The sequence below is a fragment of the Micromonospora sp. CPM1 genome (assembly GCF_023896895.1).
GTDB classification, from domain to species: Bacteria; Actinomycetota; Actinomycetes; order Mycobacteriales; family Micromonosporaceae; genus Micromonospora; species Micromonospora tulbaghiae.
This window is the reverse complement of record NZ_JAMHIU010000011.1, coordinates 79790-105674: the sequence shown is the minus strand read 5'-3', so window position 1 is coordinate 105674 and position 25885 is coordinate 79790. Positions and strand designations below refer to the sequence as shown.

21 protein-coding genes are annotated in these 25885 nt (G+C 72.4%); 15 read left to right on the top strand and 6 right to left on the bottom strand.

The features are described 5' to 3' along the window. Positions 1 to 93 precede the first annotated feature (93 nt). Positions 94 to 1209 carry a substrate-binding domain-containing protein gene (locus M8C11_RS15720; protein ID WP_091427902.1) on the bottom strand — a complete coding sequence of 372 codons (1116 nt, stop codon included), beginning with the start codon at positions 1207 to 1209 and terminating at the stop codon, positions 94 to 96. A gap of 373 nt (positions 1210 to 1582) precedes the next feature. Between M8C11_RS15720 and M8C11_RS15715 the strand changes: the two genes are divergently transcribed. The 12 genes from M8C11_RS15715 (at position 1583) to M8C11_RS15660 (ending at position 17449) form a co-directional block, all read left to right on the top strand. Then, positions 1583 to 2770, top strand: a complete 1188-nt coding sequence (locus M8C11_RS15715) for an ROK family transcriptional regulator (RefSeq protein WP_252450092.1) — start codon at positions 1583 to 1585, stop codon at positions 2768 to 2770. A 355-nt stretch (positions 2771 to 3125) separates the two neighbouring features. Next, the gene (locus M8C11_RS15710; protein ID WP_252450091.1) at positions 3126 to 4448 is read left to right on the top strand and encodes a cellulose binding domain-containing protein; all 1323 of its coding nucleotides are present in this window, start codon (positions 3126 to 3128) and stop codon (positions 4446 to 4448) included. A gap of 280 nt (positions 4449 to 4728) precedes the next feature. Next, a complete protein-coding gene (locus M8C11_RS15705) occupies positions 4729 to 7158 on the top strand; it encodes a ricin-type beta-trefoil lectin domain protein (RefSeq protein WP_252450090.1) in 2430 nt (809 codons plus the stop codon). Between the two features lie 125 nt (positions 7159 to 7283). Continuing rightward, positions 7284 to 9026, top strand: coding sequence for a family 43 glycosylhydrolase (locus tag M8C11_RS15700; RefSeq protein WP_252450166.1), 1743 nt, complete (start codon positions 7284 to 7286; stop codon positions 9024 to 9026). An 11-nt stretch (positions 9027 to 9037) separates the two neighbouring features. Beyond that, positions 9038 to 10162, top strand: a complete 1125-nt coding sequence (locus tag M8C11_RS15695) for an RICIN domain-containing protein (protein ID WP_252450089.1) — start codon at positions 9038 to 9040, stop codon at positions 10160 to 10162. Positions 10163 to 10266: 104 nt separating this feature from the next. After that, on the top strand, positions 10267 to 10683 hold the full coding sequence (locus tag M8C11_RS15690) for a PPOX class F420-dependent oxidoreductase (protein WP_252450088.1): 417 nt from the start codon (positions 10267 to 10269) through the stop codon (positions 10681 to 10683). A 44-nt stretch (positions 10684 to 10727) separates the two neighbouring features. After that, on the top strand, positions 10728 to 11318 hold the full coding sequence (locus M8C11_RS15685; protein ID WP_252450087.1) for a DinB family protein: 591 nt from the start codon (positions 10728 to 10730) through the stop codon (positions 11316 to 11318). Between the two features lie 88 nt (positions 11319 to 11406). Further along, complete coding sequence (locus M8C11_RS15680; protein ID WP_252450086.1) at positions 11407 to 13218, top strand: hypothetical protein; 1812 nt, start codon at positions 11407 to 11409, stop codon at positions 13216 to 13218. A 48-nt stretch (positions 13219 to 13266) separates the two neighbouring features. Beyond that, positions 13267 to 14268 carry a glycosyltransferase family 2 protein gene (locus tag M8C11_RS15675; RefSeq protein WP_374668331.1) on the top strand — a complete coding sequence of 334 codons (1002 nt, stop codon included), beginning with the start codon at positions 13267 to 13269 and terminating at the stop codon, positions 14266 to 14268. Between the two features lie 114 nt (positions 14269 to 14382). Next, the gene (locus tag M8C11_RS15670; protein ID WP_308212747.1) at positions 14383 to 15519 is read left to right on the top strand and encodes an SPFH domain-containing protein; all 1137 of its coding nucleotides are present in this window, start codon (positions 14383 to 14385) and stop codon (positions 15517 to 15519) included. Then, complete coding sequence (locus M8C11_RS15665; protein ID WP_252450083.1) at positions 15516 to 16604, top strand: hypothetical protein; 1089 nt, start codon at positions 15516 to 15518, stop codon at positions 16602 to 16604. Before M8C11_RS15670 ends, M8C11_RS15665 begins: the two co-directional genes overlap by 4 nt. 146 nt (positions 16605 to 16750) lie before the next feature. Further along, on the top strand, positions 16751 to 17449 hold the full coding sequence (locus M8C11_RS15660) for a DUF4386 domain-containing protein (RefSeq protein WP_252450082.1): 699 nt from the start codon (positions 16751 to 16753) through the stop codon (positions 17447 to 17449). 6 nt (positions 17450 to 17455) lie between these two features. Here the strand turns inward: M8C11_RS15660 and M8C11_RS15655 are convergent, their stop codons facing one another. Then, on the bottom strand, positions 17456 to 18235 hold the full coding sequence (locus M8C11_RS15655) for an SDR family NAD(P)-dependent oxidoreductase (protein ID WP_252450081.1): 780 nt from the start codon (positions 18233 to 18235) through the stop codon (positions 17456 to 17458). A gap of 86 nt (positions 18236 to 18321) precedes the next feature. Between M8C11_RS15655 and M8C11_RS15650 the strand changes: the two genes are divergently transcribed. Beyond that, complete coding sequence (locus tag M8C11_RS15650) at positions 18322 to 19173, top strand: helix-turn-helix transcriptional regulator (protein WP_252450080.1); 852 nt, start codon at positions 18322 to 18324, stop codon at positions 19171 to 19173. Positions 19174 to 19242: 69 nt separating this feature from the next. Here the strand turns inward: M8C11_RS15650 and M8C11_RS15645 are convergent, their stop codons facing one another. The 3 genes from M8C11_RS15645 to M8C11_RS30560 form a co-directional block, all read right to left on the bottom strand. Further along, entirely contained in the window at positions 19243 to 20508 is a 1266-nt protein-coding gene (locus M8C11_RS15645) for a cellulose-binding domain-containing protein (RefSeq protein WP_252450079.1), read from the bottom strand. A gap of 227 nt (positions 20509 to 20735) precedes the next feature. Beyond that, a complete protein-coding gene (locus tag M8C11_RS15640; protein WP_252450078.1) occupies positions 20736 to 21599 on the bottom strand; it encodes a DUF6745 domain-containing protein in 864 nt (287 codons plus the stop codon). A 69-nt stretch (positions 21600 to 21668) separates the two neighbouring features. Next, positions 21669 to 22871, bottom strand: a complete 1203-nt coding sequence (locus tag M8C11_RS30560; RefSeq protein ID WP_252450077.1) for a sugar MFS transporter — start codon at positions 22869 to 22871, stop codon at positions 21669 to 21671. Between the two features lie 15 nt (positions 22872 to 22886). Here M8C11_RS30560 and M8C11_RS15630 point away from each other — a divergent pair, with 15 nt between their 5' ends. Together M8C11_RS15630 and M8C11_RS15625 are read left to right on the top strand one after the other, a co-directional pair. Continuing rightward, positions 22887 to 23972, top strand: coding sequence for a LacI family DNA-binding transcriptional regulator (locus M8C11_RS15630; protein WP_252450076.1), 1086 nt, complete (start codon positions 22887 to 22889; stop codon positions 23970 to 23972). A 94-nt stretch (positions 23973 to 24066) separates the two neighbouring features. Next, on the top strand, positions 24067 to 24498 hold the full coding sequence (locus M8C11_RS15625; protein WP_256486676.1) for an SRPBCC family protein: 432 nt from the start codon (positions 24067 to 24069) through the stop codon (positions 24496 to 24498). Between the two features lie 26 nt (positions 24499 to 24524). Here the strand turns inward: M8C11_RS15625 and M8C11_RS15620 are convergent, their stop codons facing one another. Then, positions 24525 to 25706, bottom strand: coding sequence for a hypothetical protein (locus M8C11_RS15620; protein ID WP_252450074.1), 1182 nt, complete (start codon positions 25704 to 25706; stop codon positions 24525 to 24527). Between the last annotated feature and the right edge of the window lie 179 nt (positions 25707 to 25885).

The window sequence follows — 25885 nt, the reverse complement described above, 5'->3', positions numbered from 1 at the left end:
TCGCTGTGGTCGCGGGCCCGGCGGTGTGGGCCGGGCCGCGTCCGGCGAGGTCCGGGGCCCGTTCGGGGAGGCCCCGGACCTCGCGGCCCGGCGTCAGTTGCCGAGCACCTCGGCCGGGGGCTCCTGGCCGTAGTCGTCGCGCCAGGCGTCGGCGATGTTGTCCTTGGTGGCGGCCATCGGCGATCCGACGACCAGCTCCGGGGCCTTCTTGCCGAGCAGGCCGTACGCGGCGACGACGCCCAGGTTCTCGCCGAGGCGGGTCGAGCCGTTGGCGACGACGCCGGCGACGTTGCCGCCCTTGACCATGTCGGCGGCGAGGTTCGCCTCCAGGTCGTTCGTGACGATCTTGACGTCGGTGCGGCCCTGCTGACGGGTCGCGGCGAGCACGCCCTCGGCGGCGGTGGCCCAGGCGACGTAGACGCCCTTGAGGTCGGCGTGGCGGGTCAGCATCGCGGTGGCGATGTCCTCGGTACGCGCCGGGTCGGAGAACCCGGCCTCCTCGACGATCTCGATGTCCGGGTAGAGGTAGCCCAGCCAGTCCTTGAACGCCTTGTCCCGCTGGTTGGTGAACCAGAAGTCGGCGTCGTGGTAGACGTAGCCGACCTTGCCCTTGCCGCCGAGCGCCTTGCCGAGCATCTCCGCGTTGGCCTTGCCGAACGCGGTCAGGTCGGCGGTGACGATGCCGACGATCTGCTCGCCGGACTTGTAGCCCTTCGGCGGGGTGGTCATCACGACGAGCTTGACGCCGGCGTCCACGGCGGGCTTGAACGCCGCGGCCGCCGCGGTCGGGTCGACCGCGATGGTGACGATCAGGTCGGGCTTGAGCGCCAGGACGGTCTGCACGTTGTTGGCCTGCCGGGCCGCGTCGAACTCGGCGCTGGTGCTGGCCAGCACCTTGATGCCGAGCTGGTCGAACTCCTTGCGGACGCCGGACTCCACGGCCTTGGTCAGCGCGGAGCCCTCGTGCCAGACGAAGGCGGCGGAGTACTCGCCGTCCTTGACCTTCTGCCGCTCCTCGGGAGTGAGCGAGAGCTGGTCGGCGGCGGTCGGCGTCTCGCCGCCGGGGCCGACGAACGACAGGCTGGGCTCGGTACGCGGGCCGCTCGACGCGCCGCCGCTCCCGGAGGTCTCGTTCGAGCAGGCGCCGACCATGAGCGCCAGGGCGCAGAGCGCGCCGAGGGCGGCACCACGTCTACGGCTGAGAATCATTGCTCTTCCCTTCACAGCAACGGGGTCTGGAACCGGTGATTCCGGACTGACACGGGGGTCCGATGCGACCGGCACGGCGCGTGCGGGGGCACCCGCCGCCGTCCCTGGGGGCCAGCGACCTCTATTTCCGTTCAGGGTGAAAGTATTATCGCGGTCATCACACTCCGTCAAGGGTGCTGGTCAGAGATTCCTCCCACTGACTTCGAGTCGCTGGCATGGCACTTGACCTGGGCTTTCACGCCCGCGTGAGGCCGCGGGAGGACGGGCGTCGATGTCCGCCACGCGCCGCCGCCGGGCGACACGCCCCGGGTGGTTGCCCGGGAGGCGGCACGGCTTTAACATTCGGGCGGAAATAAAATCGGCGGAGGTGGGCGTGGAATCTCGAGCACCCCGGGCGGCGAACCGGTCCACGGTGCTGGCCCACGTGCTGACCCACGGTCCGGTGAGCCGCACGGCCATCGGCCACGAGACCGACCTCTCCCCCGCCACCGTGTCGCGCATCGTGGAACAACTGCTCGACGAGGGGCTGCTGACCGAGACCGACGGCGCGCCGACCACCACCCGGGGCCGGCGGGCGACCCGGGTGGCGATCGCCGCCGGACGCGGCGTGGTCTGCGGGGTCGACGTCGGCGGCTCGAACGTCCGGCTGGTCGTCGCCGACCTCGCCGCCGAGCCGCTGACCGGCCGGACCGTGCCCACGCCGGCCGGATACGACGCCCCCCGGCTGGCCCAGTGGCTGGCCGACCTGATCCTCGGGACCGTCGGCGCCGACCGGGAGCGCCTCGACTGCGTCGCGGTGGGCCTGCCCGGCGCCGTCCGGCAGGGCGACCGCGCGGTGTCCAACGCCCCGAACCTGCCGCAGGTGGAGGACCCGCTGTTCCTGCGGCTGCTGGAGAAGCACCTGGACACCGCGGTCGAGGTGGACAACGACTCCAACTACGCGCTGCTCGGCGAGCTGCGCTTCGGCGCCGCCCGGGACGCGCAGACCGCGGTGATGCTCACCATCGGGGCGGGGCTCGGCGCCGGCGTCGCCATCGACCGCCGGCTGTTCCGGGGCCGCAGCGGCCTGGTCGGCGAGTTCGGCCACCTGCCCGCCGGTCCGCTCGGCGCACCCCTCGAACGGATCATCAGCGGGTCCGGCATCCTCGCCCGCGCCCGCGAGCTCGGCCTGTCGTTCGACAACGCGGCGGACGTGTTCCGCTCGGCCGACCCGCGCCTGGTGCCGGTCCGGCAGTACGTCGAGCAGGCGCTGCTGGTCATCCTCACCGCGGCGGTGGTCGCCTACGAACCGGAGGTGATCGTCCTCGGCGGCGGCGTCTCCCACGCGCTCACACCCGATCTGGTCCGGCTGCGCGGCCGACTGCACGAGATCGTGCCCGCCGCCGCGGCGACTGTGCACGGCGCCGAACTCGGCGACCTCTCCGGCGCGCTGGGCGCCGTGGTCGCGGCGCTGCACACCGCGTACCGGCGGCTCGGCCTCGCCGAGGCGGACCTCGCCCGCGTACCCCAGCCGGACGCCCTCGCCGGCTGCGACCTGCCGGCCCTGGCCGACCGCGCCTGAGCAGGCGGCGACGCCGGCGCCGCGCTCCTGTGAGCGCTCACCCGGCGGCCCACCCGGCATTCCTCCGGGCCCGGCCGGTTGAACATGTTATCGATAACCTGCTATGTTCCGGCACGGGAGCGAAGGGCACGCTCCCCGTCACCCCCGCAACCGGCAAGGCGACCCGAGGCACCGTCCTCGCCGCCCCGCCGGCCGGTGACCAGTCCGGGCCGCTCCGCCGATGCACGCCGACGCAGGCGGCCAACGGACGACTTCGGCCCCGGCCGCACGCGCGGCTCCGCGCCCTCTTCGCAGGCGACGTCGGCATCGACGGACGGCCCGGCCTGCACCGGCACCCAGGGCAAGGAGTCCAGCAATGGCGAAACGAACATCCCTCCTCTCATCCGTCGCCGCCGCGGCCGTGCTCCTCGCGGCCGCGGCCGGCGGCGCGCTCAGCGCCGGCCTCGGCGAGACGGCGCAGGCGTCGACAAACGGCACGCTCGCGGCGACCGCCGGCTGCGGCAAGGCCCCGACGCTGTCCAGTGGGACGCGCACCATCTCCAGCGGCGGCCAGAACCGCAGCTACATCCTGCGCATCCCGGACGGCTACGACCGCAACCACCCGTACCGGCTGATCTTCGGGTTCCACTGGTTGAACGGCTCGGCGAACAACGTCGCCTCGGCCGGCTACTACGGCCTGCTGCCGCTGTCCAACAACAGCACGATCTTCGTCGCGCCGCAGGGCATCGACAACGGCTGGGCCAACACCAACGGCCGCGACCTGACGCTGTTCGACGACATCTCCCGGCAGGTCGAGAACGACCTCTGCGTCGACACCAGCCAGCGGTTCGCGCTCGGCTGGAGCTACGGCGGGGCGATGAGCTACGCGGTGGCCTGCGCCCGGCCCACGATCGTCCGTGCGGTCACCGTCATCTCCGGCGCCAACCTCAGCGGCTGCAACGGCGGCACCCAGCCGGTCGCCTACTTCGGCATCCACGGCATCTACGACAGCGTGCTGAACATCTCCATGGGGCGGTCGCTGCGCGACACGTTCGTCCGCAACAACGGCTGCACCGCGCAGAGCCCGCGCGAGCCGAGCCGGGGCAGCCTCACCCACATCACCACCACGTACTCCGGCTGCCGCGAGGGCTACCCGGTGCAGTGGGCCGCGTTCGACGGCGACCACACCCCCAGCCCGGTCGACGGGTCGTCCAGCCCGAACGACTCCCGGACCTGGACGTCGGGGGAGATCTGGCGGTTCTTCAGCCAGTTCGCGTCCACCACGCCGCCGCCCACCACCGCGCCGCCGACCACCGCGCCGCCCACGACCCCGCCGCCCACGACCCCGCCGCCGACCACCCCGCCGCCCACGACCCCGCCGCCGACCGGTGAGCCGGGCGCGTGCACGGCGACCTACCGGACCGTGAACACCTGGCCCGGTGGCTTCCAGGCCGAGGTCACGGTGGCCAACAACGGCGCGACCACGCTCAACGGCTGGACGGTACGCCTGACCCTGGCCTCCGGCCAGGCGATCAGCAGCCTCTGGAACGGCGTCAACACGGGCACCACCGGCTCGGTGTCGGTCCGCAACGCCGACTACAACGGCACGGTCGGCGCGAACGGCTCGACGACGTTCGGGTTCACCGCCACCGGAAACGGGGCCACCGCGCCCAGCGGTGTCAGCTGCACCAGTCCCTGACCTCGCCGGAGCGCCGATCCCCGCACGGGGAGCCGGGCCGTGGGTGGCATGCCGCCGCCCCGGCCCGGCACCGGCCGGCACAACCGATGTCCCGCCGGGCGGCGGGATGTGCTCTAATTAACTCTGGTCGATGTTTGCGCTAACATCTGTGACTCCGCAGGCCACCACCACCGACACCTCGGAGCTGCCGCACTGCCGCTGTTAGCGTTGACACCGACGGCCACCCACAACTCGCGAGGCGCCGTACGGTCGGGCGCCCGCGCGTACCCGAGGAGCCGTCATGGTGATCCCCCGTCCCCGGTCCGTCCGATCCGGACCATCGCGTCTCGTCATTCCCGCCCTGGCTCTCACCCTGGCCGCCACCGGCGGCGGCCTCACGCTCGCCGCGAGCCCCGCACAGGCCGCCACCACGATCACCGTCAACGGCGCCTCCGGCGGCCAGACGTTCGACGGGGTCGGCGCGGTCAGCGGCGGCGGCGGCAACAGCCGGCTGCTGATCGACTATCCGGAGCCGCAGCGCGGGCAGATCCTGGACTACCTGTTCAAGCCCGGCTACGGCGCCGCGTTGCAGATCCTCAAGGTCGAAATGGGCGGCGACACCAACTCCACCAGCGGCTCGGAGCCGAGCCACGAACACGTCCGGGGCGATCTCAACTGCAACCGCGGCTACCAGTGGTGGATCATGGAGCAGGCCAAGGCCCGCAACCCCGCCATCAAGCTGGCGGCACTGCCCTGGGGCGCTCCCGGGTGGATCGGCAACGGCAACTTCATGTCCCAGGACATGATCAACTACTTCGTGGACTGGCTGGGCTGCGCACGGCAGCACAACCTCACCATGGACTACATCACCGCCGCCCAGAACGAGAAGCGGACCGACGCGAACTGGACCATCAGCCTGCGTCAGGCGCTGAACGCCAACGGCTACAGCGGCGTAAAGATCATCTACGGGGACGACTACCCCGGTAGCTGGGGCCCGGCCAACGCCGTGGCCAGCAACGCCACGTTGCGCAACAGCATCGACGTGCTCAGCGGCCACTACCCGTGCGGCTACCTCAGCGCGCAGACCACCTGCACCGTCTCGTCGACAGCCACCTCCACCGGCAAGACGCTGTGGAACAGCGAGGGCGGCTCCCAGGACTACAACGACGGCGCCAAGCCGCTCGCGCGCGGCATCAACCGCGGCTACATCGACGGCCGGATGGTCGCCTACCTCAACTGGGACCTGATCGCCGCCATCACCCCGAACCTGCCCTGGTCCACGGTCGGGCTGATCCTGGCCAACCAGCCGTGGTCCGGCTGGTACTCGGTCGGCAAGAACACCTGGGCGCTCGCGCACACCACGCAGTTCACCGCACCCGGCTGGCGCTACCTGGACTCGGCCTCGGGCTACCTGGGCGGCAACCGCAACAACGGCAGCTACGTGTCGCTGCGCTCGCCCACCACCGGCGACTACAGCACTGTCGTCGAGACCATGGACGCCACAGCGGCCCAGCAGATCACCATGAACGTCACCGGCGGGCTGTCCACCGGCCAGGTGCACGTCTGGTCCACGAACCTGAACTCGACCAACCCGAACGACTTCTTCGTCCGCGGCGCGGACATCACCCCGTCGGGCGGTTCGTTCTCGCTCACCGTCCAGCCCGGCCACCTCTACACCGTCACCACCACCACCGGGCAGGGCAAGGGCACCGCGACCAGCCCGGCGCAGGGCTCGCTGAGCCTGCCGTACCGCGACGACTTCGACAGCTACGCCAGCGGGCGGTTCCCGAAGTACCTCCAGGACATGCAGGGCGCGTTCGAGATCGTCGGCTGCGGCGGCGGCCGGGCCGGCATGTGCCTGCGCCAGATGTCCGCGCAGGCGCCCATCACCTGGAAGACCCTCGCCGACCCGGCCACCTACGGCGGGAACCTGAGCTGGGGCAACTACACGGTCTCCGCCGACGTCCTGCTCGAACAGTCCGGCTACGCCCAGATCCAGGGCCGCGTCGGCAGCACCAACCTGGACCCCATCGGCCGCTACAACGCCTACTTCCTCCGGGTCACCGACTCCGGCGCGTGGTCCATCCTGCGCAACAACACCGCCGGGCAGCTCACCACGCTGCGCAGCGGGAACGTCGCGGCGCTGGGCACCAACCGCTGGCACAGCCTCGCGCTCGGCTTCTCCGGCACCACCATCACCGCCACCATCGACGGCACGACGGTCGGCACAGCCACCGACTCCACGTTCGGCACCGGCCAGGTCGGCTTCGGCACCAGCCAGGGTGAGACCGCCCAGTTCGACAACCTGTCGGTGGTCGCCGGCCCGGGCGGCAACCCCGGGGGTACGAGCGGCGCGTGGCTCAACCCCAACTCCAGCCGGTGCCTCGACGTGCCGAACCAGTCCCAGACCAACGGCACGCAGGTGACGTTGTGGGAGTGCAACGGCGGGACCAACCAGCAGTGGACGGCGACGTCGAGCCGGCAATTCCAGGTGTACGGCAGCAAGTGCCTCGACGCCGAGGGCCAGGGCACCTCGTCCGGCACCCGGGTCATCATCTGGGACTGCAACGGCGGCGCCAACCAGCAGTGGAACGTCAACACCGACGGCACGATCACCGGCGTCCAGTCCGGACTGTGCCTGAGCCCGAACGGCGGCGGGACCGGCAACGGCACCTCCATCGTCCTGTCCGCCTGCACCGGCGCGAACAGCCAGAAGTGGAGCCGGGCGTGACGGCCCGACCCTCGCCGACCACACCCGTCCGCCACGGCGCGGCCTACCCCGGGAGATGACCTGTGACGTCAACGCTATGGAGAACCGACCGCCGGACCAGACGATGGCTCGCTCTGGCCGTGACCATGCTCGCCCTGCTGGGGCTGGCCCCGGCCATCGCCGGCGGGCTGAACCCGACCGCCGCCCGGGCGGACAACCCGATCGTGCAGAACATCTACACGGCCGACCCGGCGCCGCTGGTCCACAACGGCCGGGTCTACCTCTACACCGGCCACGACGAGGACAACTCGACCTGGTTCACGATGAAGGAGTGGCGGGTCTACTCGTCCGACGACATGGTCAACTGGACCGACCACGGATCACCGCTCAGCCTCGCCACGTTCAGCTGGGCCAAGCAGGACGCGTGGGCCGGCCAGGCGGTCTACCGCAACGGCAAGTTCTACTGGTACGTGCCGATGGTCGTGCGGGCGACCGGCCAGATGGGCATCGGAGTGGCGGTGGCGGACAGCCCCACCGGACCGTTCCGGGACGCCATCGGGCGCCCGCTGGTGAGCAACGGCGAGATCGACCCCACCGTGTTCATCGACGACGACGGCCAGGCGTACCTGTACTGGGGCAACCCGCGCCTGTGGTACGTGAAGCTGAACTCGGACATGATCTCGTACTCCGGCAGCCCGACGCAGATCCCGCTGACCACCGCGGGCTTCGGGACGCGGACCGGAGACGCGAACCGGCCCACCCTGTACGAGGAGGGGCCCTGGGTCTACAAGCGCAACAACCTCTACTACAACGTGTTCGCCGCCAAGTGCTGCTCGGAGTTCCTTGCCTACTCCACGGCGCCCGGCCCGCTGGGGCCGTGGACCTACCGCGGCACGGTCATGCCCACCCAGGGCAGCAGCTTCACCAACCACCCCGGGATCGTCGACTTCAAGGGTGGCTCCTACCTCTTCTACCACAACGGAGCGCTGCCCGGAGGCGGCGGTTTCACCAGGTCGGTGGCGGTGGAGAAGTTCTCCTACGGCGCTGACGGCTCGATCCCGACGATCAACATGACCACCACGGGCCCCCCGCAGGTGGGGACGCTGAACCCGTACGTCCGGCAGGAGGCGGAGACGATCGCCTGGGGGCAGGGGATCGAGACCGAGCCGGCCAGCGGCGGCGGGATGAACGTCGGCTTCATCGACAACGGCGACTACATCAAGGTCAAGGGCGTCGCCTTCGGCACCGGTGCGACCTCGTTCACCGCCCGGGTGGCCTCGGCGGGCAGCGGCGGCACCATCGAGCTGCGCCTGGACGGCACCGGCGGCCCGGTGGTGGGCACCTGCCGGGTGTCCGGCACCGGCGGCTGGCAGACCTGGGCGGACACGACCTGCGCGGTCAGCGGCGCCACCGGCACCCACGACCTCTACCTGCGGTTCACCGGCGGAAGCGGCTCGCTGTTCAACATCGACCACTGGCGGTTCACCTCCGGTGGCAGCACCCCGCCGCCCACCAGCCCGCCGCCGAGCAGCCCGGCGCCCACCACGCCGCCGCCCACCACTCCCCCGCCGCCCACCACGCCGCCGCCGAGCGGTGACGCCTGCACCGCCACCTACCGCACCACGAACTCCTGGTCGGGCGGCTTCCAGGCCGAGGTGACAATCACCGCGGGCGCCGCGGCGCTCAACGGCTGGTCCGTCCGGTGGAACCTGGCCGGTGGCCAGAGCATCAACCAGGTCTGGAGCGGCACGCTGAGCACAAGCGGCTCCACCGCGACCGTCAGCAACGCCGCGTACAACGGCTCGGTGCCCGCGTCCGGCTCCACCACGTTCGGCTTCATCGCCAACGGCTCGCCGACCACCCCGTCCCTGACCTGCACCGGCTCGTGAGAGGAGCAGTAATGCGTACCAGAGCGAGGAGATGGCTCACCGCGGGCGCCGCGCTGGCGCTGCTGGCCGCCGGTGTGCTCACGCCGGCCGGCCCGGCGGGAGCCGAGTCCAACGGCGGCACCCGGGTGATGCCGCTCGGTGACTCCATCACCGAGGGCACCCAGGTGCCGGGCGGCTACCGGATCGGCCTGTGGCAGCGGCTGGCCGGCGGCGGCTACCGGGTCGATCTGGTCGGCTCCCAGTTCAACGGGCCGGGCAACCTCGGCGACCACGACCACGAGGGCCACCCCGGCTGGCGCATCGACCAGATCGACGCCAACATCACCGGCTGGCTGAACGCCTACCAGCCGCGCACCGTGCTGCTGCACATCGGCACCAACGACATCCTGCAGAACTACAACGTCTCGACCGCGCCGAACCGGCTCTCCTCGCTCATCGACCGCATCACCAGCACCGCGCCGAACGCGGACGTGTTCGTCGCGCAGATCATCCCGCTCGCCAACTCCGGCCAGGCGGCGGCGGTACGCACGTTCAACGCCGCGCTCCCCGGGATCGTGCAGTCGAAGGTGAACGCCGGCAAGCGGGTCCACCTGGTCGACCAGTACTCGGCGCTGACCACCGCCGACCTGATCGACGGCATCCACCCGACCGCCACCGGCTACGACAAGATGGCGGCGGTCTGGTACCGCGCGTTGCAGTCGGTGTCCGGCAGCATCGGCACCCCCGGCAGCGGCGGCGGCACGTACCAGAACGTGCAGCTCGTCGGCGCCGGCTCGGGCCGGTGCCTGGACGTGCCGAACGGCAGCACCACGAACGGCACCGCCGTGCAGTTGTACGACTGCTGGGGCGGCACGATGCAGCGCTGGACCTACACCTCGGCCAAGCAGTTGCAGGTGCTCGGCAACAAGTGCCTGGACGCCAGCGGGCGGGGCACCGCGAACGGCACCAGCGTGATCATCTGGGACTGCAACGGCCAACCCAACCAGCAGTGGAACCTCAACGCCAACGGCACGATCAGCGGCGTCCAGTCCGGGCGCTGCCTGGACGCGGCCGGCTACGGCACCGCCAACGGGACGAGGATCAACCTCTGGGACTGCCACGGCGGCACCAACCAGCAGTGGAGCGCCCGCGCCTGACCGGCACGAGACGGGCTCCCCGGCGGACGCCGCCGGGGAGCCCGTCCGGGCGGCGCCCGCCGCATGACCAGCGGCGGACCCCGCGGGTACGTAGAGTGCGAACCATGTCGAAGCCGCCGCTGCCCGAGCCCGCCGTCGCCATGCTGGGCAAACCGAATCCCGCCGTCATCGCCACGCTTCGCGACGGCCAGCCGGTGTCCGCGGCCACCTGGTACCTGTGGGAGGACGGCCGCGTCCTGGTGAACATGGACGAGGGCCGCCGCCGGCTGGCGCACCTGCGCAACGACCCCCGGGTCTCCCTGACCGTGCTGGACGAGGGGAACTGGTACACCCACGTCAGCCTCATCGGGCGGGTGGTCGAGCTGCGCGACGACGAGGGCCTGGCGGACATCGACCGCATCTCGCAGCACTACACCGGGCGGCCGTACCCGCGTCGGGACCGCACCCGGGTCAGCGCGTGGATCGAGATCGAGCGCTGGCACGGGTGGGGCGCGCACAAGGACAGCAGCCAGACCGGCTGACCGCCGCCCCCACGATGTCCGACCCGTACGGCAGAGTGTCGGGCATGACCGCACCGAAGGACCCGAAGGCAGCGCTGCACCACTACCTGCGCGCGATCCGGGAGAACCTTATCTGGAAGCTCGACGGGCTGAGCGAACGCGACGCCCGGCTTCCCCGCACCGCGACCGGCAACAACTTCCTGGGCCTGCTCAAGCACTGCCTGAACGTCGAGGCCGGCTACTTCGGGACCACGTTCGGCCGGGAGTTCCCCACCCCCGGGGAGCTGGTCCCGGACGACGCGGTCGACGCGGACCCGCAGGCGGACTGGTACGCCCGGGAGGACGAGACCAAGGACGGGCTGATCGACCTGTACCGCCGCGTGGGTGCGTTCGCGGACGAGACGATCGAGGCGCTGCCGCTGGACGCGCCGGGGCGGGTGCCGTGGTGGGGGCCCGGCCGGCAGGACGTCACGCTGCACCAGGTCATCGTGCACGTCTGCGTCGACCTGGCCCGGCACGCCGGTCACGCCGACATCATGCGCGAGCAGCACGACGCGGCGATCGGGCTGGGGCGGGACAACAGGAACATCCCCGGCGGCTACGACTGGCCGGCGTACGTCAGCAAGCTGACGACGCTCGCCGACCGGTTCGCGTAGCCGGCCTTCCGGTATTCCGGCCGGAAGTTTCAACCATATTTCGGACAGCGGATCGACAGGACCAGCAGCATCGTGAAGCATCTATCCCATGAAGATCCGGCCCGCCGTCGCCCCGCCGACCGCTGAGGACACCGGTCCCGAGCAGCCTCCCGCCGACCGGCCCTCGGACGACCGCCCCTCCGACGAACGGCCTGCGGACGGCAGACGCCGGTGGCGGCCGAACCCGGAGTGGACGCTGGCGATCCTCGGCAGCCTGCTGCTGGCGGTGGTGCTGACCTGGCCGACGATGCGGCACCCGGCGACCACGATCCCCGGCGACCTCGGTGACCCGACGTTGCAGGCGTGGCAGGTCGCCTGGTCCGGGCACGCGCTGCTCAACGACCCGGCCAACCTCTGGAACTCGAACACGTTCTATCCGGAGCGCTACACGTACGCCTACAGCGACACCCTGCTCGGGTACGCCCCGTTCGGGATGATCGGCTCCGGCTTCGAGGCCGCCGTGATCCGCTACAACGTGCTCTACGTGCTGCTGCACGCGCTGGCGTTCCTCGGGGCGTACGCGCTGGCCCGGCAGCTCGGCGCGAACCGCTGGGGCGGGGCGGTCGCCGGGATCGCGTGGGCGTACGCGCCCTGGCGGCTGGCGCACTCCGGCCACCTGAACATCCTGTCCAGCGGCGGGATCGCGCTGGCGCTGGCGATGCTGGCGCGCGGTCACGGCTGGTCGCTGCGCCACGGCTACCGGCCGGAACGCCGCAAGCCCGGCTGGGCGGTGGCCGGGTGGCTCGTCGCGGCCTGGCAGGTCACGCTCGGCTTCGGCATCGGGCTGCCGCTCGTCTACTTCCTGCTGGCCGCCGCGCTGGTGGCGGCCGGCTGCTACGGCTGGTCCTGGTGGCGCAAACGGGAGCGGCCCCCGTTCGGCCGGCGGCTGCTGATCGCCGACCTCGCGGGCGGCGCCGTGTTCGGCACCGTGACGCTGCTGCTCGGGCTGGTCTACCTGCGCGTGGTCGACCTCAACCCGCAGGCTGTCCGGTCGCTGGACTGGACCAAGATGTTCTCCCCGCCGCTGATCGGGTTCGTCACCGCGCCCGGCGACTCGTGGCTGTGGGGGGAACGGCACGCCGCCGCCCGCGAGCAGCTGACCTGGCCGCCGGAGATGGCACTGCTACCGGGCATGACGCTGATCGGGCTGGCCGCGGCGGGGCTGTTCGTCTCGGCGTTCCCGGTGCGGCACCGCGTCGCGCTGGGGCTCGGCGTGGCCGGCACCGTGCTGCTGGGCCTGGGCGCCACGCTCGGCGGGGACGGCGACCCCGGCTACCTGACGTTGTCCACGCTCCTGCCGGGCTGGGACGCGTTGCGCACCCCGGGCCGGATGATGCACTGGACCAGCCTGCTGCTCGCGGTGCTGGCCGCCGGGCTGGTGACCGCGCTGGCCGAGTCGTGGCGCCGGCCCGCGGCCGCGCGCGCGTCCCGGGCCGTGGCGGCGCTGGTCCTGCTGGTGCCGCTCGCCCTGGTCACGCTGGAGGGCGTCAACCGCACGCCGCACCCGGCCGTGCCGACGCCGCCGGCCGCGATGCGGACCGCGCCGGAGCCGATGCTGGTGCTGCCCGCCGGCGGGGTGGGCGACCTCAACTACATGCTCTGGTCGACCGACGGGTTCCCCCGGATCACCAACGGGCTGGGCGGTTTCGAGCCGGTGACCCAGGCCCAGACGCGGGTCGCCGTGGCGACGTTCCCCGACGCGGGCAGCGTGGCCTACCTGCGCGGGATCGGCGTGCGGTCGGTCGTCGCGGTGCCGAGCCGCGCGGCGGGAACGCCGTGGGAGGGCATCGAGACCCGGCCGGTCGACGGGCTGGGCATCACCCGGGAGGATGTCGATGGCACGCTTGTCTACCGCCTCTGACAGCGTGGGCACCGGGTGCGTGTGCCCGGGCCGGGCGGGGTGAGCACCGTGCGGCTGTCCGTGGTGGTGCCCTGCTTCAACGAGGAAGCGTCGGTGGAGCGGCTGCACGAGATGCTCAGCGCCGCGCTCGCCGAGTTGTCCGACGTGGACGTCGAGGTGGTGTACGTCGACGACGGCAGCGAGGACGGCACGCTCGCGGCGCTGCGCCGGCTCGCCGCGGCCGACCCGGCCGTCTGCTACACGTCGCTGAGCCGCAACTTCGGCAAGGAGGCGGCCATGCTCGCCGGCCTGCGACGGGCCACCGGCGACGCGGTCGTCATCATGGACGCCGACCTGCAACACCCGCCGCGGCTGCTGCCCGAGATGGTGATGCTCTACCGCCAGGGGTTCGACCAGGTGATCGCCCGCCGGGACCGCCGTGGTGACCGGTTCGTCCGGATGGTCGCGTCGCGCTCCTTCTACCGGCTGGTCAACTGGTGGATAGACGTCCGCCTGCTCGACGGCGCCGGCGACTTCCGGCTGCTGTCCCGGCTCGCGGTGAACGCGATCCTGGCGATGCCGGAGTACAACCGTTTCTCCAAGGGCCTGTTCTCGTGGATCGGTTTCCGCACCGCTGTGGTGGCGCACCGCAACGAGACCCGGCAGGCCGGGCGCAGCCGCTGGACGTTCGGCAAGCTGTTCAACTACGCGTTCGACGGCCTGCTGTCGTTCAACAACCGGCCGTTGCGCCTGGCCATCTACGGTGGCCTGTTCCTCACGCTCATCGCGGTGGGCTACATGGCCTGGGTGGTCGCGGACGCCGTGGAGAAGGGCATCGACGTGCCCGGCTACACCACGATCATCGTCAGCGTGATCGGACTCGGCGGCATCCAGATGATGATCCTCGGGGTGATCGGCGAGTACATCGGCCGGATCTACTACGAGACCAAACGCCGTCCGCACTATCTGGTGCAGGAGACCGAGCACGTCGTCGATACCCCCGGCCGGGTGTCCCGGATTCCGGAGCAGCGTACGGCCACGGGCGAATCGATGGCCGGCGAAACCGGCTGAGCAACGCCGATCGGTGGGCGCCGATAGGCGCAGAATCGTTCTCTTTTCGCAGGTGGCGGGCGGTTGCTATGGTCGCCCGCGACGCCGGAGACCGGCGCCGAGGAAAGGGTTGCGATGGGGCTGATGGACAAGCTCCGGGGCGAACTCATCGACATCATCGAGTGGCTGGACGACAGCCGCGACACGATGGTCTGGCGGTTCCCCCGGTATCAGAACGAGATCAAGATGGGCGCCAAACTGGTCGTCCGGGAGTCCCAGACGGCGGTGTTCGTCAACGAGGGGAAGATCGCCGACGTCTTCCCGCCCGGGACGTACACGCTGGAGACCCGCAACCTGCCGATCCTGTCCACCCTGAAGGGCTGGAAGTACGGCTTCAACTCGCCGTTCAAGGCCGAGGTGTACTTCGTCAACACCCGGCAGTTCACCGACATGAAGTGGGGCACCCAGAACCCGGTCATCCTGCGCGACGCCGAGTTCGGCGTGGTCCGGGTGCGGGCGTTCGGCGCCTTCGCGGCGCGCGTGGTGGACGCGTCGCGGCTGCTGCGGGAGCTGGTCGGCACCGACCCGCAGTTCCGCACCGAGGAGGTGCAGGAGTACCTGCGGCAGCTCATGGTGGGACGCCTCGGCGGCGCGCTCGCCACCGCCGGCGTGCCGCTGCTGGACCTCGCCGCGCACCAGGACGCGATCGGCCGGCGGCTGGCCGCCGTGCTGACCGAGGAACTGGCCGAGGTCGGCATCGCGATCCCCAAGTTCGTCATCGAGAACGTGTCGGTGCCGCCGGAGGTCGAGCAGGCGCTGGACAAGCGGACCAGCATGGGCGCGGTCGGCGACCTGGACCGGTACACCCGCTTCCAGGCCGCGAACGCGATGGAGGCCGCGGCGAACAACCCGGGTGGCGAGGCGGGCGCGGGCATCGGCCTGGGCCTGGGCATGGCGATGGGCCAGCAGATGGCCCGCTCGATGGGCGGAGGCGCGGCCACGCAGCCGGCACCGGCCCAGCCCGCCCCCGCGCAGCCGGCCGCCGCCGAGCCGCCGCCGCTGCCGGGCCAGGCCCAGTGGTACGTGGGCGTCGGCGGCCAGCGCCAGGGCCCGTACGACCTCGGCGGGCTGGCCGAGCAGGCGGATGCGGGCGCGCTCGCCGCGGACACGCTCGTCTGGCGTGCCGGCATGGCGCAGTGGCAGCCGGCCGGGCAGGTGCCCGAGCTGGCGCCGGTGCTCGCCAGCGTCCCGCCGCCGCTGCCGCCCCAATGAGCGACACGGCAGTCTCCCCGCCCTCGTACCAGTGCGGGGGTTGCGGCGCCCGGGTGGAGTTCGCGCCGGGCACGACCGCGTTGAGCTGCCCGTACTGCGGGCACCGGCAGGAGATCGCCGGCGCGGGCCGGGAGGTGCGCGAGCACGCGTACGCGGAACTGGCGTCGCTGCCCCGCAAGCCGGTGGCGAGCGTCGGTGCGCACACGTTCGTCTGCCCCGGCTGCGGCGCCCGGACGGAGAGCGACGCGCTGGCGCAGCGCTGCCAGTTCTGCGCCACCCCGCTGGTGGCCGACGCCGGGGCGGGTGAGCTGATCGCGCCCGAGGCGGTGCTGCCGTTCGCCGTCGACCGCAACGGCGTGCGGACGGCCCTGGGCCAGTGGTGCCGCAGCCGCTGGTTCGCGCCCGGGAGCCTGAAGAAGATCAGCGAGGCGGAGACGCTCAAGGGCACGTACCTGCCGCACTGGACGTTCGACGCGCGGACCGTGTCGGACTACCAGGGCCAGCGGGGCGAGCACTACTACGTCACCGAGACGTACACGGTGACAGTCGACGGCAGGCAGGAGACGCGGACCCGGCAGGTGCGGCACACGCGGTGGCACCCGGCCGCCGGCACCGTCCGCCGGGACTTCGACGACGTGCTGGTGCCGGCCACCACCCACCTGCCCACCGAGCAGCTGGACAAGCTGGCGCCGTGGCCGCTGGCCGAGGTCACCGCGTTCCACGGCGACTACCTGGCCGGATACCAGGCCCTGCGGTACGACACCGAGCCCGAGGCGGGGCTGACCGAGGCGAAGGCGCGGATGGCGCCGGTCATCGAGCGGGACTGCCGGTCGGACATCGGCGGTGACGAGCAACGGGTGTCCGCCGTGGACACCGCGTACTCCGACGTCTCGTACAAGCTGGTCCTGCTGCCGGTGTGGATCGCCGCGTACCTGCACGCGGGCCGGTCGTACCAGGTCCTGGTGAACGCGCGGACCGGTGAGGTCATCGGCGAGCGTCCCTACAGCACGGCGAAGATCGTGGCGGCGGTGCTGGCCGCGCTGGCGCTCGTCGCGCTCGTGGTGGCGTACGCGATGAGCCGTTGACGCGCGCGGGCCACCGGCATGCCGTGCCGGTGGCCCGCGCGCATCGCGCGAGGTGACTGTCCGAGCGGCCGATGCGCCGCCGCGCCGGTCCACAGGAGAGTGAGGGCACGACCACCATCGGCCGGGCGGTGACGGAGGAGGCCCCGATGGACCCACTGCGGAAGATCTCGCTGGTCGCCGGCGGCGCGTACCTGCTCACCTTCGTCTCGATCCCCACCGTCGGCCTGTACGCCCCGATCCGCGAGTCGGACTACGTCCTCGGCACCACGTCGCCGGCTCCGGTCGTCCTCGGCGGCGTCCTGGAGGTGGTCGTCGCGCTCGCCTGCATCGGCACCGCCGTCGCGCTGTACCCGGTGCTCAAGCACCAGGGGCAGGCCCGGGCGCTGGGTCTCGTCGGCGCCCGGGTGCTCGAAGCCGCCGGCATCCTCGTCGGTGTGGCGAGCATCCTGACGCTCGTCGCGCTGCGGGAGTCCGACGCCGGGCCGGACGCGCTCGTCACCGGCCGGATGCTCGTCGCGTTCTACGACTCCGTCTTCCTGCTCAGCCAGGGGTTCCTGCCGGCCGTGAACGCGCTGCTGCTGGGCACCCTGCTGTACCAGTCGCGCCTCGTGCCGCGCGTGCTGCCGGTGCTCGGGCTCGTGGGCGCGCCGCTGCTCGTCGCCTCCGACCTCGGCACGCTGTTCGGCGCCTGGGACCGGCTGTCCCCGGTGGCGGCGGTCGCCGCGCTCCCCATCGCGGCGTGGGAGTTCTCGCTCGGCGTCTACCTGGTCGTCAAGGGCTTCCGGCCCTCCCCCGTGACGGCCGGCACGGCCGAGCCCCGGCCGGTCCAGGACGCCACCGTCTGAGCCGGGTCAGGCCCGGGCGCCGCCGTCGACCCGCAGCACCGTACCGGTCACGAAGGAGGCGCGGTCGCTGAGCAGCCAGGCGGCGGCCTGGGCGATCTCGTCGGGCTCGGCGGCCCGGCGCAGCGGCGTGGCCGCCGCGAGACGGTCGATGATCCCGGGCGACTCGGCGTCCCAGGACCGCATCATCTCGGTGAGCGTGCTGCCCGGGGCGATCGCGTTGACGCGGATGCCCTCCGGCCCGTAGGTGACCGCCGCGGACTCGGTGAGGCTGTTGACCGCGCGCTTCATCGCCCCGTACGCGGGCAGCGCGGGGTTGCCCATCAGGCTGCCGACGCTGGAGTTGTTGACGATCGCGCCGGTGCCGGCGGTGGCCCGGATCGCCGCGACCTCGGCGACCATGGCGAGCCACGGTCCCTTCAGGTTGACGGTGTAGACGTGGTCGAAGTCTTCTTCGCGCACCCGGTCCATCGGTCCGGGCGGCACGATCGTCGCGCCGTTGTTGAAGGCGACGTCGAGGCGCCCGTACACCTCGACCGTGCGGTCGACGGCGGCGCGCACGCTTGCCGCGTCGGCCAGGTCGCAGACGACGTACTCGGCGGTGCCGCCCGCGGCCCGGACCTGCTCGGTGACCGCCTTCAGCTGTTCCTCGGTGCGTGCGGCGAGCAGCACCCGGGCGCCCTCGGCGGCGAACAGCCGGGCCGCCGCGGCGCCGATGCCGCGCCCGGCGCCGGTGACGAAGGCGACCTTGCCGGCGAGCAGGCCCTGAGTGTTTCGTGTGGTGTCCATGCGGCAAGCCTGCGTCCGGCCGCGGAGCCCATCCAGGCACCGGCGGTACCTGGTTACGCGCCGCCGCACGCGGGCACACTGGGGTCGTGGACCGACGTGAGCTGGCAGTGTTCCTGCGCAGCAGGCGGGAGCGGATCGCCCCGGCCGACGTGGGCCTGCCCGCCGGGCAGCGCCGCCGCACGCCGGGGCTGCGCCGCGAGGAGGCGGCGCGGCTGGCGTTCATCTCGACCGAGTACTACACCCGGCTGGAGCAGGGCCGGGGTCCGCGTCCGTCGCGGGAGGTGCTGGCCGGGCTGGCCCGCGCGTTGCGGCTCTCCGACGCCGAACGCGACCACCTCCACCACCTGGCCGGGGAGCCGCCGGGGCCGCCGCCCGGGCCGCCCCGGGAGGTACGGCAGAGCGTGCTGGACCTGCTGCACCGGCTGCCGCAGGCGGCGGCGTTCGTGACCTCGGCGGCGTTCGAGGTGATCGCCTGGAACGACCTCGCGGCGGCGCTCATGGAGGACTTCTCCGCAGTGCCCCGGCGGGACCGCAACCTGGTCCGCCGGGCGTTCCTCGGCCCGCACCTGCACGGCGCGGGGCTGTACGACGTGTCGGACGTCCGCGAGTTCGCCCGCCACTCGGTCGGGCGGCTGCGTGCCGCAGCGGCCCGCTACCCGGACGACCCGGAGATGGCCGCGCTGATCGCGGAGCTGCGCGCCGGGAGCGAGGAGTTCGCCCGGTTGTGGGCCTCCCACGAGGTGGGCGGCGCGCGGACGCTGTGCAAGACGTTCCGGCACCCGCTGGTCGGCCCGGTGACGGTCAACTGCGACGTCCTCGACATCACCGACCGCGACCAGCAGGTGGTCATCTACACCGCCACGCCCGGCTCACCGTCGGAGGAGGCGCTGCGGCTGCTCTCCGTGATCGGCACCCAGCGGATGACCGTCGAGCACTGAGCCGCCCGGTGGAACGCCACGGGTGCCTGCGCACGCGTTCGGCACCCGTGACGTTCCACTCGCCGTGGGTCAGCAGCCGATGCGGGTGGAGCCCATCGCCACGTCGTCGTACCAGAGGGTGTCGGCACCGCCGCCGTAGCTCTCCCAGCCCAGCTTCAGGTCGGTGAGCTGCGGTCGCCAGGTGCGGTTGTACCACTGGCCGTCGATGTCGTGCGTCGGTACGCCGTCGGCGGTCAGCCCGGTCACGGCGACGCCGTCCAGCCAGGTACGCAACTGGCCGGCGGAGCCGTCCACCATGAACTCCAGGCAGGCCCAGCGGTTGGTGGGCAGCGGCACGCTCTGCGCCACACCGGCCGGGCTCTGCTCGGGCAGCGTGGCGTCGTCGGAGGCGCGGTTCCACTGGAGCGCGCCGTTCTGGCCGCCCAGCCGCAGGTCCCGGTTGCCGTCGGCGGCGTCGGACATGGTGATCATCGTGGTGTGGTCGGTGGGCTGGGCGGTGGTGTGCCGGACCCAGATCCGGGCGTACCGGACGCTGCCCAGGTTGCTGAGGTTCTTCGTGGTCCGGACGAACACGTGGTTGCAGTAGCCGGCGGCGCCGTTGATCCGGACCGCGCGGCTGCCGCTGTGCGTGGTGGCCGTGTCGACGGTGGCCGTGCCCGCGCCGGAACAGTCCGGGCTCACCACGCTCCAGTCACCCGAGGGCGTCGAACCGGTCTGGTTCTCGAAGCCGTCGCAGAGCACCGCGCCCGCGCAACCGCTCGGCGGCGGGGTGGTCGGCGGAGGCGTCGTGGGAGGTGGCGTCGTGGGCGGAGGCGTGGTCGGCGGGGCCGTCGTGGGCGGTGCGGTCGTGGGCGGCGCCGTGGTCGGTGGGGCGGTCGTCGGCACCGTCGTGGTGGGCGGCGGCGTGGTCGGGCCGGCGCCGTTGCACGGTACGCCGTTCAGGCTGAACCCGGTCGGCGTGCCGCCGGCGGTGCCGAACGTGCCCTGCACGCCGAACTCGGTCGAGCCGCCGGCCGGGATGCTGCCGTTGTACGACATGTTGCGGGCGGTCACCGTCGACCCGGACTGGCTCACCGTGGCGTTCCAGCCGTTCGTGACGCGCTCGTCCCCGGCGTACGTCCAGGTGACGGTCCAGCTGGAGACGGCTGTGTCACCCGGTGACACCTTGATGTTCGCGGTGAATCCGCCGGGCCACTGGTTGGGTGTGTAGTCGACCCGGCAGCCCTGTGCGGCTGCGGCCGGGCCGGTGAGCAGCGCCGTACCGGCCGCGGTGACGGCGGCCAGCGCGGCGACGGCCGCCACGAGCGGGGCGGGGCGGGCACGGAGAATCGTCATGGGAAGTCCTTCGGCGTGGGACAGGGCGCAGCGACGCGCGTCCGGGACGGACGCCGCAGCGCGGGAGGGTGCGGCGCGGCGATGCGCCACGTGGTCGATGCGTACGACCGATGTGCCCGGCTCGAAGGCGGCCCGGTCAGCCGCCGGGGTCCGGTGTGCGGACCTCGGCGGCGCCCGAGCCCAATCTATTTACCGTCGCCTATCCAATCAAGGTCTGCGCCCGCCCGTCATCCCGGATCGGCGCCCGCGCCGCCGCGCAGTGGTTGCCAGCCGTCGCGATAGCGGACACCGCCGGGTCGCAGCCGGATCCGGTCGTGCGGCGTACCGGGGACCGGCTCGGTCCGGATCGTCTGCGGCCGGTCCACGACGACGCAGACCTCCTCCCCCGGCCACCACCAGCCGCAGGAGCGGGCCAGGTCGGCCCAGGTGTCGAGGTGCCCGGCCTCCTCCGGCCCGTACCGGGCGAGGCCGAGCCGGCGCAGCACGTCGTAGTAGGCGATCCAGGACGCGTCCTGCTGCCCGTACCAGCACACGGGCACCGGACCGTCGTTCGCGAGCGCCCCACGCACCGGCAGGTAGAACCCGTGCGCGAGGCTCCGGTGCAGCGCCGCCCGTACCCCCTGGTGCAGCACGACCGCGAGCGGTACGCCGCTGTCCAGCGCCCGCAGCGGCGCCAGCTCGGGCCACGGCTCCTTGGCCTTGCCCGTACGCGCGGGTGACAGCTCGGGATCGGTGTGCACGACGCCCGCGCTCAGCGCGCCCCGGAGCTGGGAGACGATCATGGCGATGTCGCTCGCCAGCAGGGGTGTCCGGGCCGGCCGTGCCGCCCGGATGCGTTCATGGAGGTGGTCGAGTGTGGGCCAGCCGCTGACCAGCGGCATCGCCTCGTCCGGGGAGTCGACCCACTCGAACCGGGGCCGCGGCCGCGACGCCCTCGCGTAGAGGGCGGTCAGGCAGCGCTCGGCGGCCGGTCGGTCGGCCGGTTGCGTGGACAGGGCATGGTCGAGCCATTCCTGGCGGATCCGGACCGCCTGCTGCCACAGGTCGTGCGGGGTCTTCGCGGCGCCGTCGCGCCGCGGGGAGGCGCTCATCGCGCCGGGGCGTCGCCGCCCTTCCGGTTGAAGATCATGGAACGACTCTGACGCACGTCGCGGCACCGCTCAAGCGAATTCCGCCCCACCTTCCCGCCGGGCTCGCAGTCCCGCCCACAGCAGGAGGAAGCAGCCGGCGACCAGGATCGGCTCCAGGGCGAACCCGGCGGCGAGCCCGTACCGGTCCGCGAGGCTCCCCAGCACGAACGGGGAGGCGGCGGCGACCAGGCCGAGGATCAGTTGCGAGCGGGCGTTGGCCCGGTCCTCCTGCCCGTCGGCGGCAGCGAGGGTCAGCGCCAGCGAGAGCGGATAGAGGTTCGCGATGCCGACCCCGGACAGGAACAGCGCCGCGACGGCGAGGGCCGGCCGGTCGGTCGACCAGAACAGGACGACACCGGCGAGCGAGACCGCCAGCGAGGCGTACAGCAGGGGGACGGCGCGGCCGGGACGGCGGGTGAGCCGCGCGCCGGCCAGGCGTCCGAGGAGGATGCCGAGGAGGTTGCTGCTGAGCGCGGTGCCGGCGGCGGTCGCGGAGAAGCCGGAGTCGATGAGCATCTGCGGACCGAAGTACACCAGGCAGAACTCGACCGCCGAGCCGACCGCGGTCAGCACGGCGAACAACCAGCAGGCGGCCGGCAGCCGTCCGGCACCCCGCGCGGCGTGCCTCCGTGCCGGCACGGGCAGCGGCCGGTTCCGGTAGCGCAGGTAGAGCACCACGAGGACGGCGGCCGGCAGGGCGAACGCCGCGCGCCAGCCGATCACTGTGGCCGCCAGCGCGCCGACGGCCAGCGGGGCGAGCACCGCCGACACCCCGGCGCCGATGTTGGCCTCGGTCAACGCGCGGTCGCGACGGCTGCCGTGCCGGTCGGACAGGATCGCCTGGACGACGGTGAGCAGCATCGCTCCGGCCGTACCGAAGACGGCCGCTCCGGCGAGCGTGGCCGGCACGCCCCGGCCGAGGGTGAACAGGCCGGCGCCGACAGCGGTGGCCAGGGCCGATCCCCACAGCAGTGAGCCGCGGGAGAGGTGCCGGGCGGTCCACGCGAAGCATGCTCCGGCCAGGGCGGCTCCGGCCGACCAGCACACCTCGTAGGCGCCGAGCACCGAGTAGGAGAAGCCGATCTCGTCCCGCAACAGCGTCACCGCCGGCGCGAACGCGTACAGCCAGAACGTGAAGCAACCGAGCGCGGCGTAGGAGAGCACGGTGGGTGAGTCGCGGACGAACGCGTCCGTGCCGGCGGGCGGGACCGCCTTCTCTGTGTATCGATACACAGCTAGAGTATGGACATGGATCGCTCTGCCGACAACCCGAGGCGGCGGCCGACCATGAGCGACGTGGCCCGGGCGGCCGGGGTGTCGCCGATGACGGTCTCCTATGCCTACTCGAAACCGGAGCGGGTCTCCGCCGAGACCGCGGCGAAGGTGCGAGAGGCCGCGCGGCAACTCTCCTATCCCGGGCCGCATCCGGCCGCCCGTTCGCTCCGTCGCGGGCGGGTCGGTTCACTCGGTGTCGTGCTGGGTGAGCGGTTGAGCTACGCCTTCGAGGATCCGCAGGCGGCACGGTTCCTCGCCGGCGTCTCCGACGTGTGTGCCGCCGAGGGCGTCGGGCTCACCCTGGTCCCGATCACCGGCGGCCCCTCGGACGCGCGACGCGTCGCGCAGGCGGCCGTGGACGGCTTCGTCGTCTGGACCACGAGCGACGACGACCCCGTCCTGGAGGCGGTGGCCGACACCGGCCTGCCCGCCGTCGTCCACGCCGGCCCGAGCCGGGCCGGGATACCTGTGATCGGCATCGACGATCGGGCCGCGGCGACCGCTGTCGGCCGGGTGGCGTTCGTCCGCGCCCGACGCCCGGTCGTGCTCGGCTTCCCGCTCGACCGCGCCCGCGTCCGTCAACTCCTCCCGGGCGACCAGGTCGCGGACGTGAGGTTCCCGGTGACCCGCCACCGCTGGGAGGGCCTCCGCGACGCCTGGACCGACGGTGACCGCTCGGCCTCGCAGATACGGCTGGCCGTGTGCCCGCTCAACCATGTCAACGAAGGCGAGCGCTTCGCCCTCGAACTGCTTCAGGGTGCCGAGCCGCCGGACGCCATCGCCGCGATGAGCGACGAGCTGGCCCTCGGCGCCCTCCACGCCGCGGCGCGCGCCGGGCTGCGCGTACCCGAGGACGTGGCCGTCACCGGCTGGGACGACAGCGACAGCGCCGGGCCCGCCGGCCTCACCACCCTCGCGCAGTCGCTGCGCGACCAGGGGGCCGACTGCGCGCGTACGGCGCTTGGCCTCCCCACCCGGGGGCCGGCGCGGCACGAATGGCGGGTCGTGGTGCGCACCAGCAGTCGCCGTCCAAGCCGACCGCGCGGTCCGGCCATATAGTGACCGCGTTCGCAGTGTCCGGCCAGGAGAGAAGGGAACACCGCTGCCCGTGGACAGTGACCGTCTGACCCGACCCCCTGTCATCACCGCGCAGATGCTCATCCGCCGGCCCGCCGCCGAGGTCTTCCAGGCGTTCGCCGACCCGGCCGTGACCACGAAGTTCTGGTTCACCAGGAGCAGCGGCCGGCTGGAACCCGGCGCCGTCGTCACCTGGGACTGGGAGATGTACGGCGTCTCCACCGTCGTGACCGTCAAGGACGTGGAGGAGAACCGCCGCATCCTGGCCGAGTGGGATCCGGAGTCCCCCACCCAGGTCGAGTGGCGGTTCCTGCCGGGCGAGGGCGACACCACGCTGGTCCGGGTCACCGAGACCGGCTTCGCCGGGACCGCCGACCAGGCCGTCAGAAAGGCGATCGACTCGATGGGCGGGTTCACCATGGTCCTCTGCGCCTGCAAGGCGCTGCTGGAGCAGGGTGTGCTGCTGAACGCCGTCGGAGACGCCCACCCGGCGGGCTTCGAGGACTGACCGCAGCCGCCGGCCCGGCAGTCCGGTCAGGCGCCGGCGACCGGTACCGGCGCGAACAGGGGCGGTGCCGGGTCGGCGGCCCGGATCGCGCCCACGAGCTGCGCCAGCTGCGGGTAGTCGCCGCGGGCCGCGCGGAGGAGATGGTGCGCGTCGGCGTGGTTGCCGAGGTACGACTCGGCGGCCGCCCGCAGAAGGAGCGCGACGGCACAGAGGTCGACCGGTTCGCTACCGGGGCGGACGTCGAGCAGCAGCGATCGCGCATCCTCGGGCCGCTGGTTGAGCAGATGAGCCAGGCTCATCGCGATCCGGGCGGAGAACGCGTGCGGCTGTGTCCGGGCGGCGATCCCGGCGAGTTCCGAGATCTCCCGCACCTCCCGGCGTGCCACCGGCGAACCGGTCACCACCGCGGCGTACAGGTACCACAACCCGAACTGGACGCTCAGGATCTGCCCGATGGCCGCGGCCGCCGCGGGATCGGTGCTGCCCGCCCGTGCCAGCGCCGCGAGCCGCTCGGCCTCCTCGACCAGATCCGCCGACTGCGTGTGTGCCGTGCTCAGTCTCTGCTGGTAGGCAGCGAGGGCAAGGAGCGGATCGCTGCCGGCGCGGGCCTGAATCCCGACCCGGTGGACGACACCACCCGTTCGGGCGACCGCTCGCAGTGCCCTGACCACCTCCTCCTGGTAGTAGCCCGCCCGCAGCGCTTCACGGGCGGCTGCCGGAGCCCGGAGCCAGCGGAGCAGGTTGTGGCCGTCGCTGCGGGTCGAACGCCCCGGAACGAGGTTGGTCAGGCCGAGCAGTGCCCCGACGAACGCGGCGCCGAACAACGTCAACCGCGTCAAGGCCGTACCGGTGTACCCGGACGCGACGACGAGTGCCGTCGCGGCGCACAGGTTGGCGAGCGGGCCACCGAGGTAGAACAGCACCATCCGCAGCGGTAACGCCGTCGTCGACGGCGAAGGCCGGACGGACACCTCGTTGCGCCAACCGTTGAAGGGCGCGATACGGACCGCGACGACCGGCAGACGCAGCAGCTTCGCCACGACCAGGTGCCCGCACTCGTGCAGGACGAGGTGCAGCCACAACGACAGGCAGGTCAGGCCGGCGGCGACGATCGCACCCGCCACGGACTCGGTGACGAGCAGCGCGAACGCCGTCGCCTCCACCGCCAGGAGGAGTGGCACGGCGACCAGCCGACGGCGGAGCTTCACCGGGAGATGGTACGGCCGGACGGGCGGCCGCAGGGGTACACGCGCCCTCGCCCCCGGCATCACCGCAGCCCGACGGTACGGCCGTAAAGCCGCAGCCCGGGCTGGGCGACGTGTCGTGCTGCGGGGTAGCTGACGTGGAGCATCGACTGGGACAACTTCGTCGACGAGTACCCCGGGAT